This window comes from Roseateles aquae (genome assembly GCF_032337115.1).
GTDB classification, from domain to species: Bacteria; Pseudomonadota; Gammaproteobacteria; order Burkholderiales; family Burkholderiaceae_C; genus Roseateles_C; species Roseateles_C aquae.
On sequence record NZ_JAVXZY010000003.1, the window covers coordinates 364563 to 386377 of the forward strand.

The window sequence follows — 21815 nt, forward strand, 5'->3', positions numbered from 1 at the left end:
TCAGCAGGCCATCACTGCCTGCGCGCTAGCCAGGCGCAGGATGAATTCGCAGCCTTTGCTGCGAGAGAGGAAAGCCTTGCGGCTCCGCGGCGACGTGCCCTGGATCAAGAGCACATAGCGTTCGGCGATGCAGACCTCCTCGCCGGAGGCCTTCAAGACAGCTCGTATCACCCCGCTGCCAGCGGATTCCACGTGGACTACGGCCGGACGGTCACCAGACAGTCCGTACAGTGCCACGTCCTTGCCAATCAATCCCATCAGCGCGGGCCGCATCGGGTCGGCTGGCCAAGACGGTGCGGTGCCCGCAGAAGCATTGACAGCATTGACGGTTTGGATGTCCTTGGTTAGCGTGCCGCCACCTTTGACGTTACTTTCTTGGTCTGATGCATTCATTTCCAGTCCCCTGCAACAAGAACTTGTGGTTCAGTGAGTTCGGAGCTGCCGACAGCGCCGGTCGACGGCTGTTTGCCTTCCCCTACGGTGGCGCTGGTGCTGGCGCATTTCGCGCCCTCGCGGCGGCCATGCCGCGTGACTGGGTGCTGTCCGCCATGGTGGCGCCCGGCCGGGAGCGTCGGTTCCGGGAGCCACCGTTCAGCGATGTGCATAGCCTTCTCGACGCCTTGATGCCGGCCTTTGAAGCCTTGCTGGACCGCCCCTTCGCATTCCTCGGCCACAGCGTGGGCGCGCTGGTCGCCTTCGAGCTGTGCCGCCGCTTGCGCCGCGAAGGCCTGCCGATGCCCGAACTGCTGTGTGTCTCGGCCCGTGTGGCACCAGCCGCGCCGCGCCGCATGCACGACTTCCACACCCTGTCTGGCGATGCGCTGGTGGAGGCGGTGCTGGCTCTGAATCGCAGTAGCCTGGGCCCAGCCCCGATACCAGACTTCATCCGTGCCGTCGAACCGCAGCTGCGCGCCGACTTCGCCATCACCGACACCTACCGCTACTCGCCGGAGCCCAGCTTGAAGGTGCCTCTGCTGGCCGTTGGATCGAGTGACGATCCATCGGTCAGGCCCGAGGACCTGGATGCCTGGAAGGCCGAGACGGAAGTCGCCTTCGAGACGCAGGTCTTCCCGGATGGCGGGCATTTCTTTCTGGACCGCCATGCCAACGCGCTCGCCGCGCGAATCGAGAGGGCCTGGCAGCGCGCGGTTTGATGAAGCTGCCCAAGCCGCCTGGGCGCTCGTTGCGGCAGGCATGTCAGCCTGGCAGCAGGGCTGTGTTGACGCCCAGCTGCTGCGGCAGGGTCTTCGCGACGGATTGCAATGCCTGGCGAGCCCGGTCAAGGCTTACGGTGGCGGGGTCGTAGGCTAGGCCCAGATGCAGCATGTCGCCCTGGCGATCCATTAGGAAGAGCAGCTCAAGGCGTTCCAGCTGCTGTGGGATGAGCGCGAACCGTTGGACGGCTGCGGCCAGATCCTGGGCGCCAACGCCGCTCACGAGGGCGTGCTGAAGCAATGGCACGCGCTTGCGCCAATACGCCAGCTTGTGTGAGTGCTGCTGGATGAAGAAGCCGACGGTACGGTGAGTTATCAGGCGGCCTCGTAGCGACGATTCATAGGACTCCCGCGCTTCGGCGCTGGCCACAGCAGCGGCCGGTACAGGGAAGGGCACATCCCCGTCCGGTGACAGGCCAACGCTGTCGCTACCTTGGTCCAGGCTGGCAATGGCAGCGAGCATGGCCGCCTCAAGTGCTACCGGCTCCGGCATGCCCAGTTCGTCGAGTGGCAGCAGCAGGGCCGGCAGTGTGACGTCATGGACGTGCGTGGCCTTTGCGGTCGCTGCGATCCTGCGATCTTCCATCTCGGGCTCAGCCAGCGAGACCCAGAACGCCTCGCTCTCTCGGTAGGCCGCACCAGTGAAGGGGCGCCTTTGGGTCGAGGCCACTGGCATTTCTTTGTCGAATTGAGCGAGCTCGCGCATCTCTTTGAGGATGTCCGCATGGATCTGAGGACGACCGGGCAGGACGAGGCGCTCGCGGGCTGCTTCCGCAAAGGCCCCCAGGAATGCTTTCTGGCGTTCGATCGGCATTCCTAGGTTTTCAAGCATGTAGCAGAACACCCAGTTGTATCCGGGATCGGGAATCCACGTCACGCCATCCAGGCGCATAAAGGCGTCCTCCACCAGATTGACGGCCGTCTCGGCGTCCATCGTGTAGTGGCGCCAGCCGTAGCCTTTGCCTTGCAGGTCAAAGGTGTTGCGCTTGTACCAGACGGGTGTGGTCACGTCGCAGAACCAGATCTGCACCCTTGTGAAGTCCGGTTGGATCTCCTCCAGGAACGCCATCGTGTCGGCAATGGTGTCGTAGGTCTCGCCCGGGAAACCCACCTGCACGGAGATCATTGTGCGAATACCCAAGCGCTTGAAGATGGGCATCGTCCGGCGGAAGTCAGCCTTGTGCGCGGTCTTGTCCATGTTGCGCAGGACAATCTCCGAGGCGGATTCCAAGCCGAGGAAGACACCGATGCAGCCAGCCTGCTTCATCAGTTCGATCGCCTCTTCGTCAGCTTGGTCGCAACGGAAGAAGCAGTGCCACTTGAATCCGTACTGCTTACGGATCATCAGTTGCATCAGGTCTTTGAACTTCTTCTTCGGGACGTTGAATGTCGCGTCCACGAAGAAGATATGCGTGATCGCACCGGCGGCCTTGATGGCATCCAGTTCCTGTTCGATACGTTCGAGCGGCAAGGTCACGTAGCGTTCGTTGCCATGCTCAGGGAAAGAGCAGAAGGCGCAGGCGTAGGGGCAACCATCGGAGATGCGGATGTTCGCCCAGCCAGACTTGGCGTAGTCCGCAGCGAACAATTGGTAATCCACCATGTTCTGCGCCAGTGGGGTGTGATCCTTGACCTTTTCAGTCACCTTGTACCCGCGGCCCTCACGGTAGGCGAGGTTAGGGATGGTATCGAGTGGAGTACCATGACGCAGTGCGTCAATCAGCTTGGTGAGTGTTTGCTCGCCTTCTCTTGAATAGCAGTAAAAGTCCGCATCGAGGTAGCGAAAGAGCGGTTTCAGATACTCTGGCTCGCGCTCTTCCGCCTGCTTAGAGATATAGGGCCCACCCGCAATGATTTTGACGTCCTTGCGAACACTGCGCACGAAGCGGACGACCTCCCAGATGTTTTGCTCGAAAACATACATCGTGCCGGTTAGGACCACGGCATGGTAATTGTTTTCGAGCAACAGTTTGCGCAAGCGCTCCTTCTCGTCTTGGAATAGATTGACGTAGTCGAAGGAATAACCGCGCTTGTTCAGATAACTGCCGAGGTAGGCAATCGCAGTCCAAAAGCAATCACCGTTGTAGAAGGTGCGCCTCTCGTGCTCAGGACGACCCTCGTTGTAGAGGGTCGTCAACATGTCTTGGCCCTGAAGATGGTCGCCTTCGTAGTTGACGCAATTGAATTGCAGATCACGGAAAGCAACGTGATCACGTCCACTGGAGGCCGCCATATTCTCGAGAATTCCGTAGTAATCTCGAAAACTCATTTCATTGTGACCGACCAGCAAGCAATCGACGGTTGACATACTTTTTTTCCTAGGGGCTACATCAACAGGGAGGTGGCTGAGGCAATGCCCCTCGTTTACAGTGGGCGGCGCGCCACGATTTGGAACGAGGTTGTCGGATTGACGCACTCACCGGGCGTCACGACCGCGCTGTAATCCAGTTCGTAATCGGCGAACAGGGTTTCCAGTTGCTCCGGTGAGGTCAGCATGTGACGGGTGTGAACAGACGCGAATACGGCGACTTGCTCGGAGAACTCCTCACGCGTAACGCCCATGCGGCGGAATAGGAAGGTGTCGCGATCGAATAGCGACATGGCGCGCGTGTAAAACACCTGGCGAAGTTCCGGCGTAGTCGGGCCGCCGACCATGGCCGTCGTCACGACCGAGCCGCCCGGCTTAAGCAGATGACGCCAGCGCTCCGTGATCTGCGGCTTGAGCGGATCTGCCAGCACCGTCAGGAACTCGTCGGTCACCACGATGTCAAAGCGGCCATCCAGCTCGGCACTGTCTGTGATGATGTTCTGGACCTTGGTTTCAATGGACATACCAAATTTGTCGGCATACCACTTGCTCGCAGCAATCGGGGTCTCACAGATGTCCCACAGGGTGATGCGCGGGGCGGCATTCACTGCGGCAGCCGCTTCATGGACCATGGCTAACATGCCCCAGTCCGCCGCGGCCGAGATGAAGAGTTCGCAATCAGGTTTAGCGGCCAGCAGCTGACCCAGAGCGCGCATGTAGAACGGATACCAAGGCGGAGTGGCCACCATGTCAACAAGGCGCAGGTACTGCCAAGTCGAGTGGTACCAATCGCAGCTGTTGACGTGGTCCTTCTCGTTGTCCTTGGCCCAAGCTTCCATGCCACCCTGGTGCTTGCCACGGCACTTGTTTTCGGACCAAGCATTCATCAGCGGGGCGGACTCAAGCAGCAGTTCCCGAATGTGGAAGTCGACCGTGTAGCCCAGGCCGTTGTTGACATCCAAAGCGCGACGGCGGTTTTGCGGTACGGGGTCGTCGATTTGGAGTTGTGTTTCAAGGTTTTTGACTTTAGTGAGCACGGTTCATCCTTCGTTCACAGGGGGGGGGGCACAAGGGGCGCGGGCGCGCAATTTCTCCCAGCCGCCGTCGGGTCTGCAGTGGCCAGGGGATTCGGAGAAGGCTTCAGTGGCCGGAAAGGCTCGAAACTGCTTCGGTAAGCAGCCGAACGCCGAGCAGCCCCAGCACACCGGCAACCAGCCGGTCGATCACGGACTTCGAGCGAAGGTAAAGGTCGCGAGGCCGGCGGTTCGAGAAGAATGCGGCCACGACGGCATACCAGCAGAACTCCACCAGGAATACTCCGGGCACCAAAGCGATGAGCAGTCCGGTCGGGGGCTCCGGAGGTAGGAAGGCAGTGAAGATGCTGCCGTATACAACGCCAGTTTTGGGGTTGCTCATCTGGGTCATCAGCGAAAGACTGAAGACCTTGCCAAGGGGCGCTGGCGCCGCCCCCGGACTCCGGGTCTGTAAGACGAGCGGCTCTTTGGCGCCGCGCCAGATTCGGTACGCTAGGTAGAGCAGGTACGCACCACCAGCCAAGCGAAGCGCTGCATACAGTGAAGGCACCTCGCGGAGCAGCGCGGCAAGCCCGGCTAACGCTAGGCAGGCAAAGGCGGCACCGCCAAGGCCCATCCCAAGGGCTGCCGCTAGACCCGCCCGACGGGAGTGGAGCATCGAAGTCCGGCACACAAGCACAAAGCTTGGGCCTGGGCTGATTGCCCCTGCTAGCAGGGCCAGCAGGATGCCTGAAAAGGCAGCCGTTGCATTCATCTAGAGTCCCTCACTCTTGCCGGTGCAAGCCGCGCCACTTTAGGAGTGGTTTGCGACAGAATTATTGTCATGAGATGTCAGTTGCACCCGACATGCTCAACCCATACGTTTACCGGTGCATCGGCAGCCATGGATAGAGATGCAAAAGACGGCCTGCCAACACGTTATTTGTAAGCGTCAATAACTGAATTGCGTTGCTTTGCAAGATGACCGCTGCGACGCATTTCATTTGAATGCGTTCTATTCAGTCCTTGCCTCGGCGGTTGATGCGACTGTCAGACAGCTGGAGCATCGTTCTTGTGGTGCTCGATCTGCGCAGCCAAGACCGAATCAACCACCGTCGTTAAGAAGACGCGGACTGTAGGCGGCGTGAGAAATCGACAGTAGTCGTAAGGCCTAACAGCTTGATAGACTGCAAAAGGTGTGATAACAGTTATCGGTTGCGCCTGGCGATCCAGTCTCGATCGCGACGGTAACTTCGGGGTGAGTCCGCTGCGCAGCTTTCCTATGCGCGGTGACAGGCTGGGCTGAGGAGCTTTGAAGGGAAAGCGGTAGCGGCGGCGCAGGCCGAGCCGGGAGGCGAGGCGAGCCTGGTGGGCGACGTGTTCAGGGAAACTTCACAAGAACACTCGGCAGACACCCTGTAAACGCAAGCCCTGTAGCAAGTACTGGAACAGAGGCTGCCCCAGCACATGGGGCCGCAGGCACAGATGGTCCTGCAGGCCTTGCCCCCCCCAATTGGAAGGTGGGCCGGGCGGCGCGCCTGCATGGCAGCTGGAACAGTTGCAGGAGGCGTACGAAGTGCCGCAGGGGGACGTGGAGCAGGCACTGGCAGTGATCTGCGGCGAGTAGCTGGGTGGCCCGACGGGCAAGATCGGCAGGCAGTCGACCACGGTGAGGAACAACGGGCACGCTGTTCTAGCACTTCTTTTGGTTGGCTGCTGTCAGCTCATTCGTCGCGGCTACTCGACGTCGAGCACGAAAGCCGTATTGATCGCACGGCGCTTGACGTACTTTCCGTGCCAGAGTCATTGTTGCCCGTCGGTTACAAGGGCTCCGACGGACTTTTCCGTCGCGGCAGGTATTGGCTAGATCAATGACTTGGCAGCGATGATCCCGACTAACTCTATTGTTCGAGTCACCTGGCTGGTTGTTCTTGGGAATTAAGTCGTAAACACGGGCTGAGCGCCGATGCGGCCTGGCGACCAAAAGCCGGATTGCGGGAGCAAGCTTGTCTTCGCGGCTGACGCCGACCGGCTAAGCCGGGAGTTGCTCCAGTGGCTCCCGGGCGAAACCCTGTTCAGCCTTGTGGGCCGGCTCCATCAGCTGTGGGGTCATCGACTGGCTGATCAAACGGCGGATCCCGTCCATGAGGAGCGGGCCAAATCTTGAACGACCTGGATGTTCATGTGTATGGGGCAAGGTATCTGGGAGTGGGAACCTCGCCCTCATTCCTTGAGTCGGGCCTTCTTGATCCCCTCGAAGTTGAACTGCATCCACTCTTCTTTCCAGAGCTGGTCGTACGGGATGTCTGTCGACGAGGGCGGCGGGGCGCAGCGCTGGTCACGCGGGTGGGGCGGCTGCATCGCCAGGAAGATGCTGCACTGGGAGAAGGTTGTCTCGGCGATCTCGGACGATCGCTGATGATCAAGCTTGTTCTCTTGGCTGCCAGGTTCGAACCGACGGATACGCCGGAAACCATGGTGCAAGACATGGCGTCAAACGGCGATGCCTTCCTTGCTGGCGTTTGGGCGGCACGGATCAACAATGCCGATTGAGCGCCTGCATATCACCTGCAGCGCTTCAACGTCGAACGGGTGGCCGGGGCTGAGCGGCTGCGGCCAGGACGATTTGCACAAAGGCCCTGTCGGGCGGTCTGCGGCCAGAGCCCCCCGGGGACCCACTCCGGTATGAGCGTGCTCCGAATCCCCCGCTGCCTACAGCAGCAGCAATGCTGCTGCGGCCAGCGCAGTCGGGCCGAGGGCACCCAGCAGCAAGCCGCCGGCGCCGATGGACTCGTCCTCGAAGCCACGCTTGAGCAGGGCCACCCCGGCAGGGTTGGGGGCATTGGCGATCACGGTCAGGCCACCACCGGCGACAGCACCGGCCACCAACATGTACTTGGACTGATCGGAGATGCCCGCGATGAGTGAGCCAAGGTAGGTCAGCGCAGCGTTGTCAGTGATCGCAGTCAGGCCGAGCGCGCCAAAGAACAAGGCCAAGGGCTGCAGGCTGGAAACGATGGGCTGCAGCCACCAAGCCTGCAGACCGCCAAGCACCACCAGTCCGGCCAGGAAGAAGGCCACCAGCAGGGCTTCCTTGAGGATCAACGGGCTCTGGTGCCGCTCATAGGCCTGAGTGAAGCCCAGAAACATCAGGAACAGGCCGAGAAAGGCCACGGGATGATGAGCCAACAAAACCACGCCGGCCAGCAGTGTCAGGTGGACCAGCACGACCGGGACAGGCACCGCGGCTTCTGCAGTTGATCCCTCGGTTGGCGGCGCTTGAAGATGCTTGCGAAGCATGAACGTGGCGACGGTTGCGTTGATGAGGACCGCAGCAACTGCCTTCCAGCCAAAGTTCGAGAACATGAAGGCACTGTCCCACTGCCAGGTGCTCGCCACCATCAGCACCGGTGGCGCAGCATAGGAAGTCAGCGTGCCGCCAATCGACACGTTGACAAACAGCACGCCCAGACCGAGGTATTTGAGCCACTCAGGCACGGTCGGTCGGAATACTTGCGGCGCCAGCATGAGGGCCGCGATGGTCATCGCTGCGGGCTCGGTAATCAGCGAACCCATCACGGGCACGGCCGCGAGTCCCAACCAAGCGCTGACCAGCGGCGTCGGCAGCGGCGCAAGGCGAGCAATGCTGTCGACCAGCCAGACCACGGAGCGCAGGACGGGCCTAGATGCCGCAACGACCATCACGACGAAGACGAACAGGGGCTCGGTGTAGTTGCGCGACTCTGCGTAGGAGAGGGCCTGTTGCCCGCCCTGCAAGATGGCCATTGTGAGGACCAGTGCCATGGCCCAGAAGCCGAAGACGACCTCCACCTCGCCGAGCAGGTGGAACAGCCCTGCGTGTTTGGGAAAGCGGTGGGAAAGGCGTTCGAACTGCTTGGCGGCAAAGGTATGTGCCAGTGCCAGCACAAAGATGGCGAGGGCAATGTACTGGAGCGTCTGATCGGTCGTCGGATTCATGGTTGTGACAGTTCCGCGCGGCGGCCCGACCAGCGCAATCAACCTGCGGCACCGGGAGTCGGTGCAGCACCCGGCGCGAGTGTAGCCCGCTGGCTTTGTTCCAGGTTCACAACCCAAAGGCAGGTGGCCCTAGGAAGGTCTGCACAAGTCGGCGCGAGTCTCGCAAGGTGGGCAGGGCTTGGCGGGTGCTTGCCCTGCGGCTTGAGGAGAAGGATGCCCCCACGGGCTCGGCGCTGCCTGGCTGTCGGGCCACCGGCCCGAGCTTCGCAGCGCGCCGGAAGTCACTGCTCTAAGGTCGCCCTTTTCGCTCAACCGTGACCCACGCCGACGTATGCAGACCTTCCCTAGGTCTGAGCGGGCCTGCGTGGCGTGATGAGCCGTCTGGCGTCAAGGGGGTACAGCCCCCGGGGGTCGAGGACTTGCGCCTTGATCAGGGCAGAGTGCGTCGGCCCTGGGAAGGAATTGCGCTTCGGCGATGGGGCCGCGATGATCCGGCATCCTCAGCAGGGAGGTTCTGTGAAGAAGAAACCGACAGCCAAGCCCGCCGTGACCGTTGACGCTGCCAGCAAGACCCAGTTGCTGCCGGCAAGCCTGGCCTTCTTGAAGCGTTATTCATTCGAGTCGCTGCTCTCGATCGGGCTCATTGCGCTTGTATCGCCGGGCATGGATCGGGCGAAGGAGGCCGTGCTGGGGCAGAACGAAGGTCCCGCTTTCTATATTGACAAGGTGGCTTGCCCGCCCGTTGCTGCTGCCTCGGGAGTCGCCAACTCAGCGAGCCTTGGTGGCGACTGCAGCTTGCTGAATATCCGCATCCCTGGCGGCCTGCACGAGAAGACCCTGAGTCGTATCGAGATCATTCCCTACGCGGCAGACCCCGAGATCCGATTCTCGGAGCCCATCGAGGCGACGATAGACAAGGAGGTGCTGCGCACCTACGGCTACGCCTCAATCAGCATGAAGGCCAAGGTCGGCCAGGGCAAGGTGTTGATTGCCACCGCGCTGGGCCACTTCAGCGACGAAACCGAGCTCGGCGTCACGCTGGACGGCGTCAGCCGACAGGCCCGCAAGCTCGCCATTGCCGATGGGCGTGTCCTTTTCATCACGCAATACTGGCGCCAGATCCTGCTGATCGCGATCGCGGGACTATTCACCGTGCGTTACCGCCAGCTGGTGCTGGAGCGGCTGGGGAAGTGATGGGCTACCTCAGAGGTTTTCTCAAGGCTGTCCTGCTCTATGCCCTTGTCATGGCCGCTTTCGGCCTGACGTTTGCGATCGAGCTGGCGGTATTCATTGTGGGCTTGCTGCGCGGCGCATTCAGCCAGCCTGATGCAGCCTCAGGCGCTTGGATCGTGCTGCTCTTTCTGATCTTGGGGGGCTTGCTGTGGCTGCAGCGTCGCTTGCCGCTCCGTGTCAAGAATGCCTTGTGCCTTCATCATTTGAATCTGGATGGATCGGCGGCCGGCGCCGAGCAACTGCTGGTGCGCTGGCTGCTGCTGTGTGCGTATGTTCTCGTCACTGCCGCACAGCTGTCCGATATGTCGGGCATGCTGGCGCCGGAGAACTTGCTGCTTCCGTACTTTCTGCTCTTCCTCCCGCTCACGCAGCTGACCCTTTCGAAGGGGCAATACTCATTGATCGACTATGCACTGCTGGTGCGGGCCGGGCACGCTCAGGAAAGCGACGGCGCGGCTGAGGGATCAAGGGAAGCCAAGGCCTTGCTGGCCATCATTGCCGCCGCAGTGCTGGCCGGCGTAGCGGTTCAGTACACCAAGGCGATCCCGGTGATGTCGCCGCTGTTCAAAAGCAGCCGATCGAATCCAGCCTTGGTATCCGCCTTCATCTTCTCTTCCTTTTACAACGGCGGCACTGAAGACGCTGCGCCTGCGTCCGCTTCGACGCCCGCGCGGCCGCAGTTCAGAGCAGCGCTGGAGAAACTCGGACTGGTCGTCCTTCAGGCCGGCATCTCGCATCCGGGCGAGCTGATCGTTGGCGAGGGCGAGGCGACGATGAAGCTCGCGGTCGAGGCCTTGATCGAGGTCCAGGTCGCGCTGCCATCACTGGATTTGGATGCCGTCAAAGCCAAAATGCAGCGGGCTGCCCAGCTGGCCTGCGAGTTGGAGGCCCCGGCTGCCGCTGCGCAGGGCGGTGCGCAGCGAGACACTGCGATTCGGTTTGTCGTCTTCGGTGATTTTGATCTCTACCACTACGCGCTCAACAAACCCTTTCTTTGCCGCGGCAGCGGCGTACCGCAATCATTGCCCGGTGGTATCAGCGCCGGCTTTGGCTTCTCGTTCTTGTAGGCCCGTCTCGACCACCTGCTTTAGGCCGAGGACCATCCTCGTGCGGTCAACGGGCATGCGCGGGCCTTGCTGCATTGCTTCATGCACGCTGTCGAGCGCTACCGACGAGCGCGGTGATAATCGCGGCTCGCATGAAGTTCTTGATCGCCCTCCTCATTGCCCTGCTGCTGCCGCTCCAGCTCTCCTGGGGCGTGGCGGCGCGCTACTGCGAGCATGAGACCGGCCTGCAGGCGGGCCGGCATTTTGGGCATCACAGCCATGTTCATGCCAATGCCGAGCCGCATGAGAAGGCGGCTGCCGATTCGGCGCAGGATCCGGGCGCCAAGCCTGGCGGCGCCAAGCTGCTGATCGACCTCGATTGCAGCTTCTGCCACGCGCCGTCCGCCACGGCCCTGTTGCAGCTCGATCTGCTGCCGCCATTGCAGCGCAACGCGGCTGCGCCTGCCGTGCTCGGCAATGCCAAGCCCGCCTCGGTGCCGCAGCGCACCCCTGACCGCCCACAGTGGCCCCGTCTCGCCTAGCCGGCGAGACGCCTGAACCCCCACCGTTCCGTCTCGCCGAATCCGAAGGTTTCAACCGATGAGATTCGATGAGAAAACTCCTTTTGCCGCTCGGGCTGGCGGCCGCCTGCCTCAGCCCCGTGCCCCTGTGGGCACAAACCACGCTTACCCTTGAACTCGCGCTAGAACAGGCGACCTCCCGAAGCCCGGCCATCGCTGCCGCGGCCAAGGAGGTCGACGCTGCGGGCGCTGCCGTCGGTCAGGCTGCTGCCTGGCGCAACCCGGAGCTCGGCATGACGGTCGAGGACACCCGAAGAGAGAGCCGGACGACCACCGTCACCGTCGACATTCCCCTGGAGCTTGGCGGCAAGCGCGCGGCCCGGGTCACGGCGGCGGAACGGGCCGTCAGCGTGGCTGCTGCCGAACTGAGCAAGGTCCGCGCCGAAGTTCGCTCCGGCGTCATCAACGCCTTCTTTGGCGTGCTGGTGGCTCAGGAGCGGATGAAGCTTGCAGAAAGCTCGACAGACATCGCCGCCCGCGCAGCGGACGCGGTGGGGAAACGTGTCGCGGCCGGCAAGGTCTCGCCCGTCGAGGCAACACGCGCCCGGGTGGACTTTGCCAACGCCCAGCTGGAGCTTGCCGAGGCCAGGTCCGAGTGGCAGACCGCGCGGTTCATGCTGGCGACGCTGATCGGCGACGGTGCTCCGAGCTTTGACACGGTGCAGGGCGATGCCCGGACGCTGCCCAGTCGCCCCGCGTTCTCCGAGCTGGTCTCGCAGCTCGAAAACTCTCCCGCGCTCCTGATCGGGCGGCTGGAAGCCGAGCGTCGCGCGGCCTTGGTGAACGTCGAGAAGAGCAAGGCAAGCCCAGACCTGACGCTCAGCCTTGGCGCCAAGCGGGACGCTTCGGCCGGGCGCATGCAGGCCGTCCTGGGCTTCTCCATCCCCCTGCCGTTCTTCGACCGCAACCAGGGCGCCATCCTGGAGGCCTCGCGCCGCGCCGACAAGGCGCAGGACGAACTGCAGCTTGCCAGGCTTCGCATGCTCGGCGAATTGCAGGACGCTTCGAACCGCCTGACGGTTGCGAGCGCCTCATTGCAGACCTTGCAGGGCATGGTGCTCCCGTCTGCGCAGGAGGCTTACGAGACCGCGAGCAAGGGCTTCGACGCCGGCAAGTTCGGCTTCCTCGACGTCATCGACGCGCAGCGCAGCTTGCTGCAAGCACGCTCCCGCTACCTGAACACCCTGGCCACCGCCTACCAGGCGGCAGCCACCATTGACCGCATCACCGGCCGTTGAATGGGGACACTGACATGACGATCACGAAGCAGCAGAAGACTCTCATGGCCGCGCTTGTCGCGGCGGGCCTCATCGCCAGCGGCGCCGTGCTCTGGAGCGGCCGGGGGACAGCCCCGGCCCCAGACCAAGGGCACACGCATGAAGACGAAAGCAAGCCGCATGGCAAGGGCGATCCTGGTCAGCCTGACGCGGGACACGAGCAGGAGCGCGTCATCAAGCTCAGTGCCGAACAGCAGAAGACGGCGGGCGTTGCCGTGGCCTCGGCTGGCAGCACTGCCCTGCAGGCGGCGAGCGACTTCTCCGGCGAAATCCGCTTCAACGACGACCGCACCGCCCACGTCGTGCCGCGCCTTGCCGGCGTGGCGGAGGGGGTGACGGCCAATCTCGGTCAGCAGGTGCGTGCCGGCCAGGTGCTGGCGGTGATCGCCAGCACCTCGCTCTCGGAACAGCGCAGCGAACTGCTGACGGCGCAGCGCCGACAGGAAGCGGCACTTGCGACCTACGAGCGCGAGAAGAAGCTCTGGCAGGAGAAGATTTCCGCCGAGCAGGACTATCTGCAAGCCCAGTCCGCGCTGCGCGAGGCCGCCATCACCGTCGACAACGCGCGGCAGAAACTCGCTGCCATCGGCGCCAGCGCCTCGACCTCCAGCCTGAACCGTTTCGAGGTCAAGGCACCGTTCGATGGCACGGTGGTTGAGAAACACCTGTCGCGCGGCGAAGCGGTGCGGGAAGATGCCAGCATCTTCACCGTCTCCGACCTCAGCTCGGTGTGGGCGGAATTCGCGGTGGCACCCAAGGACCTGGCCGTGGTGCGTGTGGGCCAGAAAGTCATCGTCTCCTCCTCGGCCTTCGAGGAGCGGGTCCAAGGCGCGATTTCCTACGTCGGCTCGCTGCTGGGCGAACAGACACGCACGGCCCGCGCCCGCGTCACCCTGGCCAACCCCCAGGGGGCTTGGCGCCCCGGGCTCTTCGTGACCGTCAGTGTGCTCGGTGCCGAGCAGCAGGTGCCCATTGCCGTCCCGGCTGAGGCCATCCAGACCATCGAGAAGCAGAGCATGGTGTTCAAGGCCGTGCCTGGAGGCTTCCAGCCCATGCCCGTGAAAACCGGGCGCGCCGATGGCAAGTCTGTCGAAGTCCTGCAAGGCCTGAAGGCCGGTGACAAGGTCGCCACGGTCAATGCCTTTGTCCTGAAGTCGGAGCTGGGCAAAGCCGGCGCCGAGCATGAGCATTGAAGGGGGCACCATGTTTGAACGCATCATCCGCTTCTGCATCGAGCAGCGCTGGCTTGTCATGCTGGCGGTGCTTGGCATGGCGCTGCTCGGCGTCTACAGCTACACCAGGCTGCCCGTCGATGCCGTGGCCGACATCTCGAATGTGCAGGTCGTGGTCAACACCCATGCGCCCGGCTATTCGCCGCTGGAGACCGAGCAGCGCGTGAGCTTCCCCATCGAGACGGTCATGGCCGGTCTGCCCGGTCTGGAGCAGACTCGCTCGCTTTCGCGCTACGGGCTCTCCCAAGTGACGATCATCTTCAAGGACGGCACCGACATCTACTTTGCGCGGCAGCTGGTGAATCAGCGCATCCAGGAGGCACGGAGCCGCCTGCCTGACGGTGTCACGCCTTCAATGGGACCCATTTCCACCGGCCTTGGAGAAATCTACCTGTGGACGGTGGAGGCCGAGCCCAATGCCAAGAAGGCCGACGGCTCGCCCTACACCTCGACGGACTTGCGCGAGATTCAGGACTGGGTCATCAAGCCGCAGCTGCGTCTGGTTCCTGGCGTCACCGACATCAACTCCATCGGCGGCTTCGAGAAGCAGTACGTCGTCGCGCCGAACCTGGAACGCCTGTCGGCCTTTGGTCTGAGCCTGGCCGACGTCGTCAACGCGCTGGAGAAGAACAACGCCAGCCAGGGCGCCGGCTATATCGAGCGGCAGGGCGAGCAGTACCTGGTGCGCGCGCCAGGTCAGGTCAAGTCGATCGACGACATCCGCGACATCATCATCGGCACGGCCCTGGAGCAAGCGATTCGGGTCCGGGACATCGCGGATGTCGAGCTGGGTCGCGAGCTTCGAACTGGCGCGGCCACCGAGAACGGCAAGGAGGTCGTGCTCGGCACCGTCTTCATGCTGATGGGCGAGAACAGCCGCAAGGTCGCGCGCGCTGTCGACAAGCAGATGGCATCGATCAACAAGACCTTGCCCGCGGGCGTGAAGGCGGTGACGGTCTACGACCGCACGATCCTGGTCGACAAGGCGGTGCGCACCGTGCAGAGCAACCTCATCGAGGGTGCTGCGCTGGTGGTCGCCGTGCTGTTCCTGTTCCTTGGCAACATCCGCGCTGCGCTCATCACGGCGATGGTGATTCCGCTGTCGATGCTGTTCACTTTCACCGGCATGGTAAGGATGGGCATCAGCGCCAACCTGATGAGCCTGGGCGCGCTGGACTTCGGCATCATCGTCGACGGTGCGGTCGTGATCGTCGAGAACTGCGTGCGGCGCTTGGCGCATGCTCAGGCCAAAGCCCATGAGCTGCAGGGCCGGGCATTGACACGCACCGAACGCTTCCAAGAGGTGTTCGCCGCGGCCCGTGAGGCTCGCCGGCCCCTGCTGTTCGGACAGCTCATCATCATGGTGGTCTACATCCCCATCCTGGCGCTCACCGGTGTCGAAGGGAAGATGTTCCATCCGATGGCCTACACGGTGCTGCTGGCCCTGCTGGGCGCCATGCTGCTGTCGGTGAGCTTCGTGCCGGCCGCTGTGGCGCTCTTCATGGGCAAGCGCGTGGCCGAGAAGGAAAACTGGCTGATGCAGTGGGCGCAAGCGCGCTACCAGCCCTTGCTCGCAAGTTCGATGGCCAACGCGCCCGTCGTGCTGACGGCAGCAGCCGTCCTGGTGGTCTTCTGTGCGGCCGTGGCAAGCAGGCTCGGCTCCGAGTTTGTGCCCCATCTCAACGAGGGCGACTTCGCGATCCAGGCCCTGCGAATCCCGGGCACCAGCCTGACGCAATCGGTCGAGATGCAGAAGCAACTCGAAACCCAGCTGATGGCCAAGTTCCCCGAGATTGAGCGCGTTTTTGCGCGCATCGGCACGGCGGAGATCGCGGCCGATCCGATGCCGCCCAACATCTCGGACGGCTACCTCATGCTCAAGCCGATGGACCAATGGCCCGAGCCGCGCAAGACACGCGATGAACTGCTGGCAGCCATCCGCGCAGAAGCGGACAAGGTGCCGGGGAACAACTATGAGTTCTCGCAGCCGATACAGCTGAGGTTCAACGAACTCATCTCCGGCGTTCGCTCCGATGTCGCCGTCAAGCTATTCGGCGACGACAATGACGTTCTGAACGAGACCGCCAATCGGCTTGCACAGGTGCTGCAAAGCGTTCCCGGTGCGACGGAGGTCAAGGTCGAGCAGACCACGGGCCTGCCTATGCTCACGGTCAACATCGACCGCGCCAAGGCCACCCGCTATGGCTTGAACATGACCGAGGTCCAGGATGCCGTGGCCACCGCCATTGGCGGCCGCGAGGCCGGCACCTTCTTCCAGGGCGACCGGCGCTTCAACATCCTGGTGCGGCTGCCCGATGCACAGCGGCAAGACCTGGAGGCCTTGCGACGGCTGCCGGTGCCGCTGCCCAAGGGGCGCGGTGACGGTCGCATTGAAGGCCGTGTCGGCTATGTGCCGCTATCGGAGGTGGCCACGCTGGACGTTGCGCCTGGCCCAAACCAGGTGTCGCGAGAGAACGGCAAGCGGCGCATCGTCGTCAGTGCCAATGTCACTGGTCGAGACCTCGGTTCCTTTGTCGCCGAAGCCCAGGCCACCATTGAGCAGAAGGTCAAGGTGCCCGCGGCTTACTGGACAAGCTGGGGCGGCAGCTTCGAGCAGCTGCAGTCGGCGGCCCAGCGCCTGCAGATCGTCGTGCCACTGTCGCTGCTGATGGTCTTTGTGCTGCTGTTCGCAATGTTCGGCAATGTGAAAGACGGGCTGCTGGTCTTCACGGGCATCCCGTTCGCGTTGACCGGCGGCATCCTGGCGCTCTGGATGCGCGGCATCCCACTGTCCATCTCTGCGGCGGTGGGTTTCATTGCGCTCTCTGGCGTGGCGGTGCTGAACGGCTTGGTGATGCTGTCATTCATCCGAAGCTTGAGAGAGGAAGGCCGCAGCCTCGATGAGGCGGTGAATGAAGGGGCGCTGAGCCGGCTGAGACCCGTGTTGATGACGGCCCTGGTCGCGTCGCTCGGCTTCGTGCCCATGGCCTTGGCCACTGGCACCGGCGCCGAGGTGCAGCAGCCTTTGGCCACCGTGGTCATTGGCGGCATCCTGTCTTCGACAGCACTGACGCTGCTGCTGCTGCCCATCCTGTATCGATGGGCACACAGGCAGGACGCCGGGAAGGCAGAGGCGGCCGAGGATCCTGCGCCTGCGGGTAAGGGGCTCGCCGCAGGCTGAAGCGATGGGGCAGCCTGCCCTGGGGCTTGTTGCCCGCTGCGCCTGATCAGCCAAGCGGTGTGGCCAGCCGAGCACCGATCGGTGAGGCAACTGGGCGCTTCAGCAGACTGTTAGGGAAGGTCTGCATAAGTCGGCGTGGGCCGTGGCAAGCACCAGCCATGGCCTGCCAAGGCGTGAGACGCAGCTCAGGCTGGTGGCCTGCGCAAGTCTCGCAACACCGGCAGGGTTTTGGCTGGTGCTTGCCCTGCGGGTTGAGAGAAAATGGGCCCCCACGGGCGTTGCGCTGCTCGGCTGTCGGGCCACCAGCCCGACCTTCGCAGCGCGCCTGAAATCACTGCTGTAGGGCCGCCCCTTTTCTCTCAACCACGGCCCACGCCGACTTATGCAGGCCTTCCTTAGCTGGCCTGCGCGTTCAAAGCCAGCCACGGCAGCCCCTCGTGCCTGGCCAGATCGCGCCGCACCGCGGCGGGGCTCAGGCCTGTGAGTGCGCGGAACTCGCGGACCAGATGGCCGGCATGGCTGAAGCCGCAGCGCTCGGCAATCTCGGCCAGGCTGCGGCCTTGTGACAGCTGGGCCAGGCTGTGATGCAGGCGCGCCATGCGCAGCTGCGCCTTGGGCGGCAGACCCAGCGTGTCCGTGATGCGGCGTTGCAACTGTCTGACGCTGGCGTCAGTGCAGCCGGCCCAGTCCCTTACGCAGGCGGCTTGCGTGGGAATCTGCGGTGGCGCTTGCCAGGGCAGGCGCGTCTGCGCCTGCTCGATCCACGCATGCAGCTGCTGCTCGATCAGCCAGACCTCAGCAGCCGTGCTGCTGGCCTCGCGCAGCCGGCTCATCAGCGCGCGGGCGACGCCACTGCCCAGCACCTCGGCGAGCGCGAAGCGTTGGTTCACCCAGTGGCTCGCCGGGCTGTTGAACAGCCAGCTGAGCACACCGGGGCGCAGCAGCACGGTGGTGATGGCCGGGTCGTTGCCATAGCTGCGGCGCGCTGGCTGCAGGCGCGGGCCCGCCAGTTCCAGTTCGGCCATGGGCCGGCGCGTGTCGGCGTCGACCCAGTCGCCGCGGTGCAGCACGGTCAGTGCACCCAGGCCATTGGCCGGGAAGCATTGCAGCGCCGGCAGGGCCGGGCCGTGGGCAGAGGGGCGCCGCACCGCAATCGCTTGAACAAAGGGCGCCAGGGCCGCGCTGGGCGGCAGGAGCTGGGTGCGGCTGGCCATCATCAGGACATGAATCCTAGATCCTGTGGGCTGAAGGCCGCCAGTGCCGGAAAGGCCGCATTCAGGGCCGGGTTGTCCAGCCCGAACCAGCGCGCCAGCGTGGCGCCGAACTGCTCCAGCGAGGTGCTGGGGATCAGCACGCCGCGGCTGCCGAAGTCGTCGCTGCCGCCGAGCGCCGGTGTCGGGAAACGGCCATAGACCTGGGTGCCGCGCACGGCGCCACCGAGGATCAGATGGTGATTGCCCCAGCCATGGTCGGTGCCCGAGCCGCTGGGCTGCAGCGAGCGGCCGAACTCGCTCTGTGTGAAGCTGGTCACCAGCGAGGCCACGCCCAGCTCGACCGTTGCGGCGTGGAAAGCGGCCAGCGCCTCGCCGAGCTGGCGCAGCAGGTCCCAGTGCTGCCAGCTCTGGTTGCTGTGCGTGTCGAAGCCGCCCAGCTGGACGAAGAAGACCTGGCGCTTGACGCCCACGGTGCCGCGCAGCGCGATGATGCGCGCCACCTGCTGCAGCTGGCGACCCAGATCGGTGCCGGGAAAGACCGTGTTCACGCTGCCATTGCCGCTGTTGCGCAGCAGCGTGCCCAGGCTCAGCGCGTCGCGCCGCACCTGGTTGGCCGCCTGGATCAGGCGCACGCCGCCGTCCAGCGCCAGGATCTCGTTGAGCGCCTGGCTGCGCGCGGCGCTGGCGCTGGCCGGCCAGGTGCTCATGCCGCTGACGTCGAGATTGAAGCCCGGGATCAGGCTGGCGCTGGGCACCTGCGCGCCGCTGGCGAACAGCGCGCCACCGGCCATCGAGATCGCCGCCGGGAAGCGCGCGCTGCCATTGCGCGCCAGCAGCGCGTCGGCGCTGCGTCCGCCCCAGCCGGTGCCGCCGCCACTGCCGTTGCCGGCCTGGGTCTGCAGCATCTGGTCCGAGTGCGAGAACAGATTGGCCGGCAAGGTGGCCGTGCCGGCCAGCACCTGGGCGCGCGTGGTCGGCGCCAGCAGCGGCCCGAGATTGGCGATGAGCGCGAGCCGGCCCTGCGCCCACAGCGGGTGGATCGCCTGCAGCCCCGAGTTGAGTGCGTAGGGCACACCGTCACGGGTGCTGATCGGCAGCAGGCCGGCCGATTGGTCGGGCAGGGCCAGGCCGCCACGGATCTGGCGGTAGGCTGCATAGGCCGTGGGTTCCTGCGGCACCAGCAGGTTGTGGCCATCACAGCCGCCGGCCAGGAAGACACAGACCAGGGCGCGGTAGTCCTCGCTGGTCTGGCCCATGGCGGGCAGGGCGGGGGCGGCGGTCAGCGCGCAGGCGGCGCGCAGCAGGGCGCGGCGGGTGGTGTTGCGATCCATGGAAGGCCCCTTCAGTGTTGGATGGCGTGCTGTCCGGACAGCAGCGTCAGGTAAAGCGCCGTGTGCACGCGCTGCGTGGCGTCCGGCTGGGCATTGATCGCGTTGGCCAGGCTCTGGCGCATGGCAGTGGGCATGCGGCCCCACAGCAGCGCCTGGTCGACGGCATTGATCAGCGCCGTCGTGTCCGCGGCCACGGCCATGAAGGGCTGCAGATTGACGCGCAGATTGGCGCCGGGCTGCGTCAGCAGCGACCAGAACAGATTGCCGCGAAGCGTGGCCTCGGTGGGCGTGTAGATCTGGAACTCGGGCGCGGCGAGGCTGGTCTGCGGCAGCCTGAACAGCTGCGAATAGAAACCGAAGACCGAGGGCGGGGTCAGCGGCGGCTGGCCGGTGCGGCCGATCTCCCAGGCCAGGTTGTTGCCGGGCTGGAAGCCGCCATTGAGTGCGCGCAGCGTGGCAGTTAGGTGTTGCAACGGGTCGCGCAGGCGGCCGTCGTTCGGGCCGGCGGCATCATTGCGCGCCTCGGCATCGATCAGGATGGCGCGCACGACGGCGCGCAGGTCGCCGCGCTGGCCGCTGCCGTTGTTGATGAAGACCTGGGCAACGCGCTGCACATAGGCCGGGCTCGGGTTGCTCTTGACCAGCTGGCGGATCAGCCGCTGCGCAACAAAGGGCGGCGTGTTGGGGTGCTGGAACAGGCAGTCCAGCGTGCTGCGCAGATCGGCCTCGACGCCCTGATTGGCCGGCAGCGTGCAGCCCAGGAAGCGCTTGGCACGCTGCTCATGGTTGATCTCGCGGCTGACCAGATCGGCGTTGAAGTTCTCCCAGTTGTTGTTGCCGCTGCCGGCGTAGGTCCAGCCGGTCAGCGCCAGCGCCACCTGCTGCAGCGTGGCCTGGTCGTAGATCGGCTGCGGGCGTCCGGCGAGGTCCAGCCGCTGCGTGCCATCGGCGTTCAGCTGCACCAGGCCGATCGTGAACAGCTGCATCAGCTCGCGGGCAAAGTTCTCGTTCGCCGCCGAACCGCCCAGCGGCTTGTTGCTATTGGCCAGGTCCAGGTACTTGCCCATCTGCGGGCTGCGTGCCAGCGCCTCCAGCAGCGTGCGGTAGTTGCCGAAGGCCTGGCGGCTCAGCAGGCGCAGATGTGGCACCAGCTCATTGGCGTAGATGTTCTTGTTGGCCGAGATCACCAGCACCTGGGCCAGCGCATAGGCGACGCGCTGGCGCAGCTGGTCGGGCGCATCGCTGAGCCGGTTGAGCATTTGCGCGGCCACGCCGGCATTGCTGTTGTCCGCCGGCAGCGCGATGGCCGTTTCCGGCATGCCGAACTGCTCGCCGAGCCAGGCCTCGATGCCCAGGTTTTGCAGCCGCGCGACCGTGCCTGCATTCGGCCCGAAGCTGGCCTGCTCCAGAAACCGGGCGGCGGCCAGATTGGCCGTGCCCTGGCCGGGGCCGGGGATCGGCGTGGGCGTCGGGGTCGGAGTGGGGGTAGGTGTCGGTGTCGGTGTCGGTGTCGGTGTCGGTGTCGGCGTCGGTGTCGGCGTCGGCGTCGGCGTGGCGGCCGTGAAGCTCAGGTTCACCACGTCCGAGCCGATCGCGCCAGGGCCGGTGGCCCAGACCTGCACCCGCTGCGTCTGGCCCAGCCAGGCCTGCGGCGCCATGGCCGTGGCGCGCAGCTGCGTGGCCGACAGCCGGGTGACGCTGGCCTGCAGATCGCCGATGCGCACGGCCGGGTTGGCCGGGAAGGCCGCGCCATTGAGCGTGATCGTGAAGCTGCCGATCGGCGCCGTGGCCGGGCTCAGGCTCCACAGCCGGGGCTGCACCTGCGTGATCGCCAGTGTGATCGCGCCGGACTGTGCCGGGTAGGCGGTGCTGGTGGCGCGCACCGTCACCTCGCTGGGCGAGGGAATGCTGGTGGGCGCCGTGTACAGCCCGCGATCGGACACCGTGCCCACCACGGCATTGCCGCCCGCGATGCCATTGACCGACCAGCTGACCGTGTTGGGCGACAACGGCACATAGGCGGTCAGCTGCCGGCTCGTGGCGATGGGCAGGCTGCCGCCGCTGTAGACGGTGATGCCCTGGGCCAGCAGCGGGCCGGCGCCCAGCGTGCCCGCCAGACTCAGGGTCACTGCCCTGAGCATGTGGGTGAGATTCGTGTTCGGCATGGATGTCTCCGTGACATGAGCCCGTGGACCGCAGCAAGCTCC

At 64.5% G+C, this 21815-nt stretch carries 16 protein-coding genes; 8 read left to right on the plus strand and 8 right to left on the minus strand.

The window, feature by feature from the left end; genetic code table 11:
- Entirely contained in the window at window positions 1-393 is a 393-nt protein-coding gene (locus RQP53_RS10480) for a hypothetical protein (protein WP_315650252.1), read from the minus strand.
- Between RQP53_RS10480 and RQP53_RS10485 the strand changes: the two genes are divergently transcribed.
- Complete coding sequence (locus RQP53_RS10485) at window positions 384-1154, plus strand: thioesterase II family protein (RefSeq protein ID WP_315650253.1); 771 nt, start codon at window positions 384-386, stop codon at window positions 1152-1154. The two genes, RQP53_RS10480 and RQP53_RS10485, sit on opposite strands and share 10 nt — an antisense overlap.
- Window positions 1155-1197: 43 nt before the next feature.
- Here RQP53_RS10485 and RQP53_RS10490 read toward each other — a convergent pair whose 3' ends face one another.
- The 3 genes from RQP53_RS10490 to RQP53_RS10500 all read right to left on the minus strand — a co-directional run bounded on the left by RQP53_RS10490 (window position 1198) and on the right by RQP53_RS10500 (window position 5310).
- Complete coding sequence (locus RQP53_RS10490; protein WP_315650254.1) at window positions 1198-3522, minus strand: radical SAM protein; 2325 nt, start codon at window positions 3520-3522, stop codon at window positions 1198-1200.
- 56 nt (window positions 3523-3578) lie between these two features.
- Window positions 3579-4559, minus strand: a complete 981-nt coding sequence (locus tag RQP53_RS10495) for a class I SAM-dependent methyltransferase (protein ID WP_315650255.1) — start codon at window positions 4557-4559, stop codon at window positions 3579-3581.
- Between the two features lie 103 nt (window positions 4560-4662).
- On the minus strand, window positions 4663-5310 hold the full coding sequence (locus tag RQP53_RS10500; RefSeq protein ID WP_315650256.1) for a LysE family translocator: 648 nt from the start codon (window positions 5308-5310) through the stop codon (window positions 4663-4665).
- Between the two features lie 1388 nt (window positions 5311-6698).
- On the opposite strand from RQP53_RS10500, the gene RQP53_RS10505 reads away from it, so the two are divergent.
- Window positions 6699-7088: a hypothetical protein gene (locus tag RQP53_RS10505; protein ID WP_315650257.1), complete on the plus strand. Its 390-nt coding sequence runs from the start codon at window positions 6699-6701 to the stop codon at window positions 7086-7088.
- A 159-nt stretch (window positions 7089-7247) separates the two neighbouring features.
- On the opposite strand, the gene RQP53_RS10510 is transcribed toward RQP53_RS10505, so the two are convergent.
- A complete protein-coding gene (locus RQP53_RS10510) occupies window positions 7248-8513 on the minus strand; it encodes a putative Na+/H+ antiporter (protein WP_315650258.1) in 1266 nt (421 codons plus the stop codon).
- A gap of 516 nt (window positions 8514-9029) precedes the next feature.
- On the opposite strand from RQP53_RS10510, the gene RQP53_RS10515 reads away from it, so the two are divergent.
- The 6 genes from RQP53_RS10515 (at window position 9030) to RQP53_RS10540 (ending at window position 17063) form a co-directional block, all read left to right on the plus strand.
- Complete coding sequence (locus RQP53_RS10515) at window positions 9030-9707, plus strand: hypothetical protein (protein WP_315650259.1); 678 nt, start codon at window positions 9030-9032, stop codon at window positions 9705-9707.
- Window positions 9704-10813: a hypothetical protein gene (locus RQP53_RS10520; protein ID WP_315650260.1), complete on the plus strand. Its 1110-nt coding sequence runs from the start codon at window positions 9704-9706 to the stop codon at window positions 10811-10813. The genes RQP53_RS10515 and RQP53_RS10520 overlap by 4 nt, the downstream gene beginning before the upstream one ends.
- A 131-nt stretch (window positions 10814-10944) precedes the next feature.
- Window positions 10945-11334: a cation efflux protein, CzcI family gene (gene czcI, locus RQP53_RS10525; RefSeq protein WP_315650261.1), complete on the plus strand. Its 390-nt coding sequence runs from the start codon at window positions 10945-10947 to the stop codon at window positions 11332-11334.
- 68 nt (window positions 11335-11402) lie between these two features.
- A complete protein-coding gene (locus RQP53_RS10530; protein WP_315650262.1) occupies window positions 11403-12611 on the plus strand; it encodes a TolC family protein in 1209 nt (402 codons plus the stop codon).
- 14 nt (window positions 12612-12625) lie between these two features.
- Window positions 12626-13843 carry an efflux RND transporter periplasmic adaptor subunit gene (locus RQP53_RS10535; protein WP_315650263.1) on the plus strand — a complete coding sequence of 406 codons (1218 nt, stop codon included), beginning with the start codon at window positions 12626-12628 and terminating at the stop codon, window positions 13841-13843.
- A gap of 10 nt (window positions 13844-13853) precedes the next feature.
- Window positions 13854-17063, plus strand: coding sequence for a CusA/CzcA family heavy metal efflux RND transporter (locus RQP53_RS10540; RefSeq protein ID WP_315650264.1), 3210 nt, complete (start codon window positions 13854-13856; stop codon window positions 17061-17063).
- 395 nt (window positions 17064-17458) lie between these two features.
- On the opposite strand, the gene RQP53_RS10545 is transcribed toward RQP53_RS10540, so the two are convergent.
- From RQP53_RS10545 to RQP53_RS10555, 3 genes are read right to left on the minus strand one after another with little or no spacing between them, the layout of a single operon-like run.
- Window positions 17459-18280: an AraC family transcriptional regulator gene (locus RQP53_RS10545; protein ID WP_315650265.1), complete on the minus strand. Its 822-nt coding sequence runs from the start codon at window positions 18278-18280 to the stop codon at window positions 17459-17461.
- Window positions 18280-19608: a DUF1501 domain-containing protein gene (locus RQP53_RS10550; protein ID WP_315650266.1), complete on the minus strand. Its 1329-nt coding sequence runs from the start codon at window positions 19606-19608 to the stop codon at window positions 18280-18282. Before RQP53_RS10550 ends, RQP53_RS10545 begins: the two co-directional genes overlap by 1 nt.
- A gap of 11 nt (window positions 19609-19619) precedes the next feature.
- Complete coding sequence (locus tag RQP53_RS10555) at window positions 19620-21773, minus strand: DUF1800 domain-containing protein (protein ID WP_315650267.1); 2154 nt, start codon at window positions 21771-21773, stop codon at window positions 19620-19622.
- Window positions 21774-21815 lie beyond the last annotated feature (42 nt).

Bases quoted from the DNA above. Each gene is read 5' to 3' on its own strand.
- RQP53_RS10485 (WP_315650253.1), top strand. From the start codon at position 384: ATGCATTCATTTCCAGTCCCCTGCAACAAGAACTTGTGGTTCAGTGAG.
- RQP53_RS10480 (WP_315650252.1), bottom strand. From the start codon at position 393: ATGAATGCATCAGACCAAGAAAGTAACGTCAAAGGTGGCGGCACGCTA.
- RQP53_RS10490 (WP_315650254.1), bottom strand. From the start codon at position 3,522: ATGTCAACCGTCGATTGCTTGCTGGTCGGTCACAATGAAATGAGTTTT.
- RQP53_RS10500 (WP_315650256.1), bottom strand. From the start codon at position 5,310: ATGAATGCAACGGCTGCCTTTTCAGGCATCCTGCTGGCCCTGCTAGCA.
- RQP53_RS10510 (WP_315650258.1), bottom strand. From the start codon at position 8,513: ATGAATCCGACGACCGATCAGACGCTCCAGTACATTGCCCTCGCCATC.
- czcI (WP_315650261.1), top strand. From the start codon at position 10,945: ATGAAGTTCTTGATCGCCCTCCTCATTGCCCTGCTGCTGCCGCTCCAG.
- RQP53_RS10530 (WP_315650262.1), top strand. From the start codon at position 11,403: ATGAGAAAACTCCTTTTGCCGCTCGGGCTGGCGGCCGCCTGCCTCAGC.
- RQP53_RS10535 (WP_315650263.1), top strand. From the start codon at position 12,626: ATGACGATCACGAAGCAGCAGAAGACTCTCATGGCCGCGCTTGTCGCG.
- RQP53_RS10540 (WP_315650264.1), top strand. From the start codon at position 13,854: ATGTTTGAACGCATCATCCGCTTCTGCATCGAGCAGCGCTGGCTTGTC.
- RQP53_RS10545 (WP_315650265.1), bottom strand. From the start codon at position 18,280: ATGATGGCCAGCCGCACCCAGCTCCTGCCGCCCAGCGCGGCCCTGGCG.
- RQP53_RS10550 (WP_315650266.1), bottom strand. From the start codon at position 19,608: ATGGATCGCAACACCACCCGCCGCGCCCTGCTGCGCGCCGCCTGCGCG.
- RQP53_RS10555 (WP_315650267.1), bottom strand. From the start codon at position 21,773: ATGCCGAACACGAATCTCACCCACATGCTCAGGGCAGTGACCCTGAGT.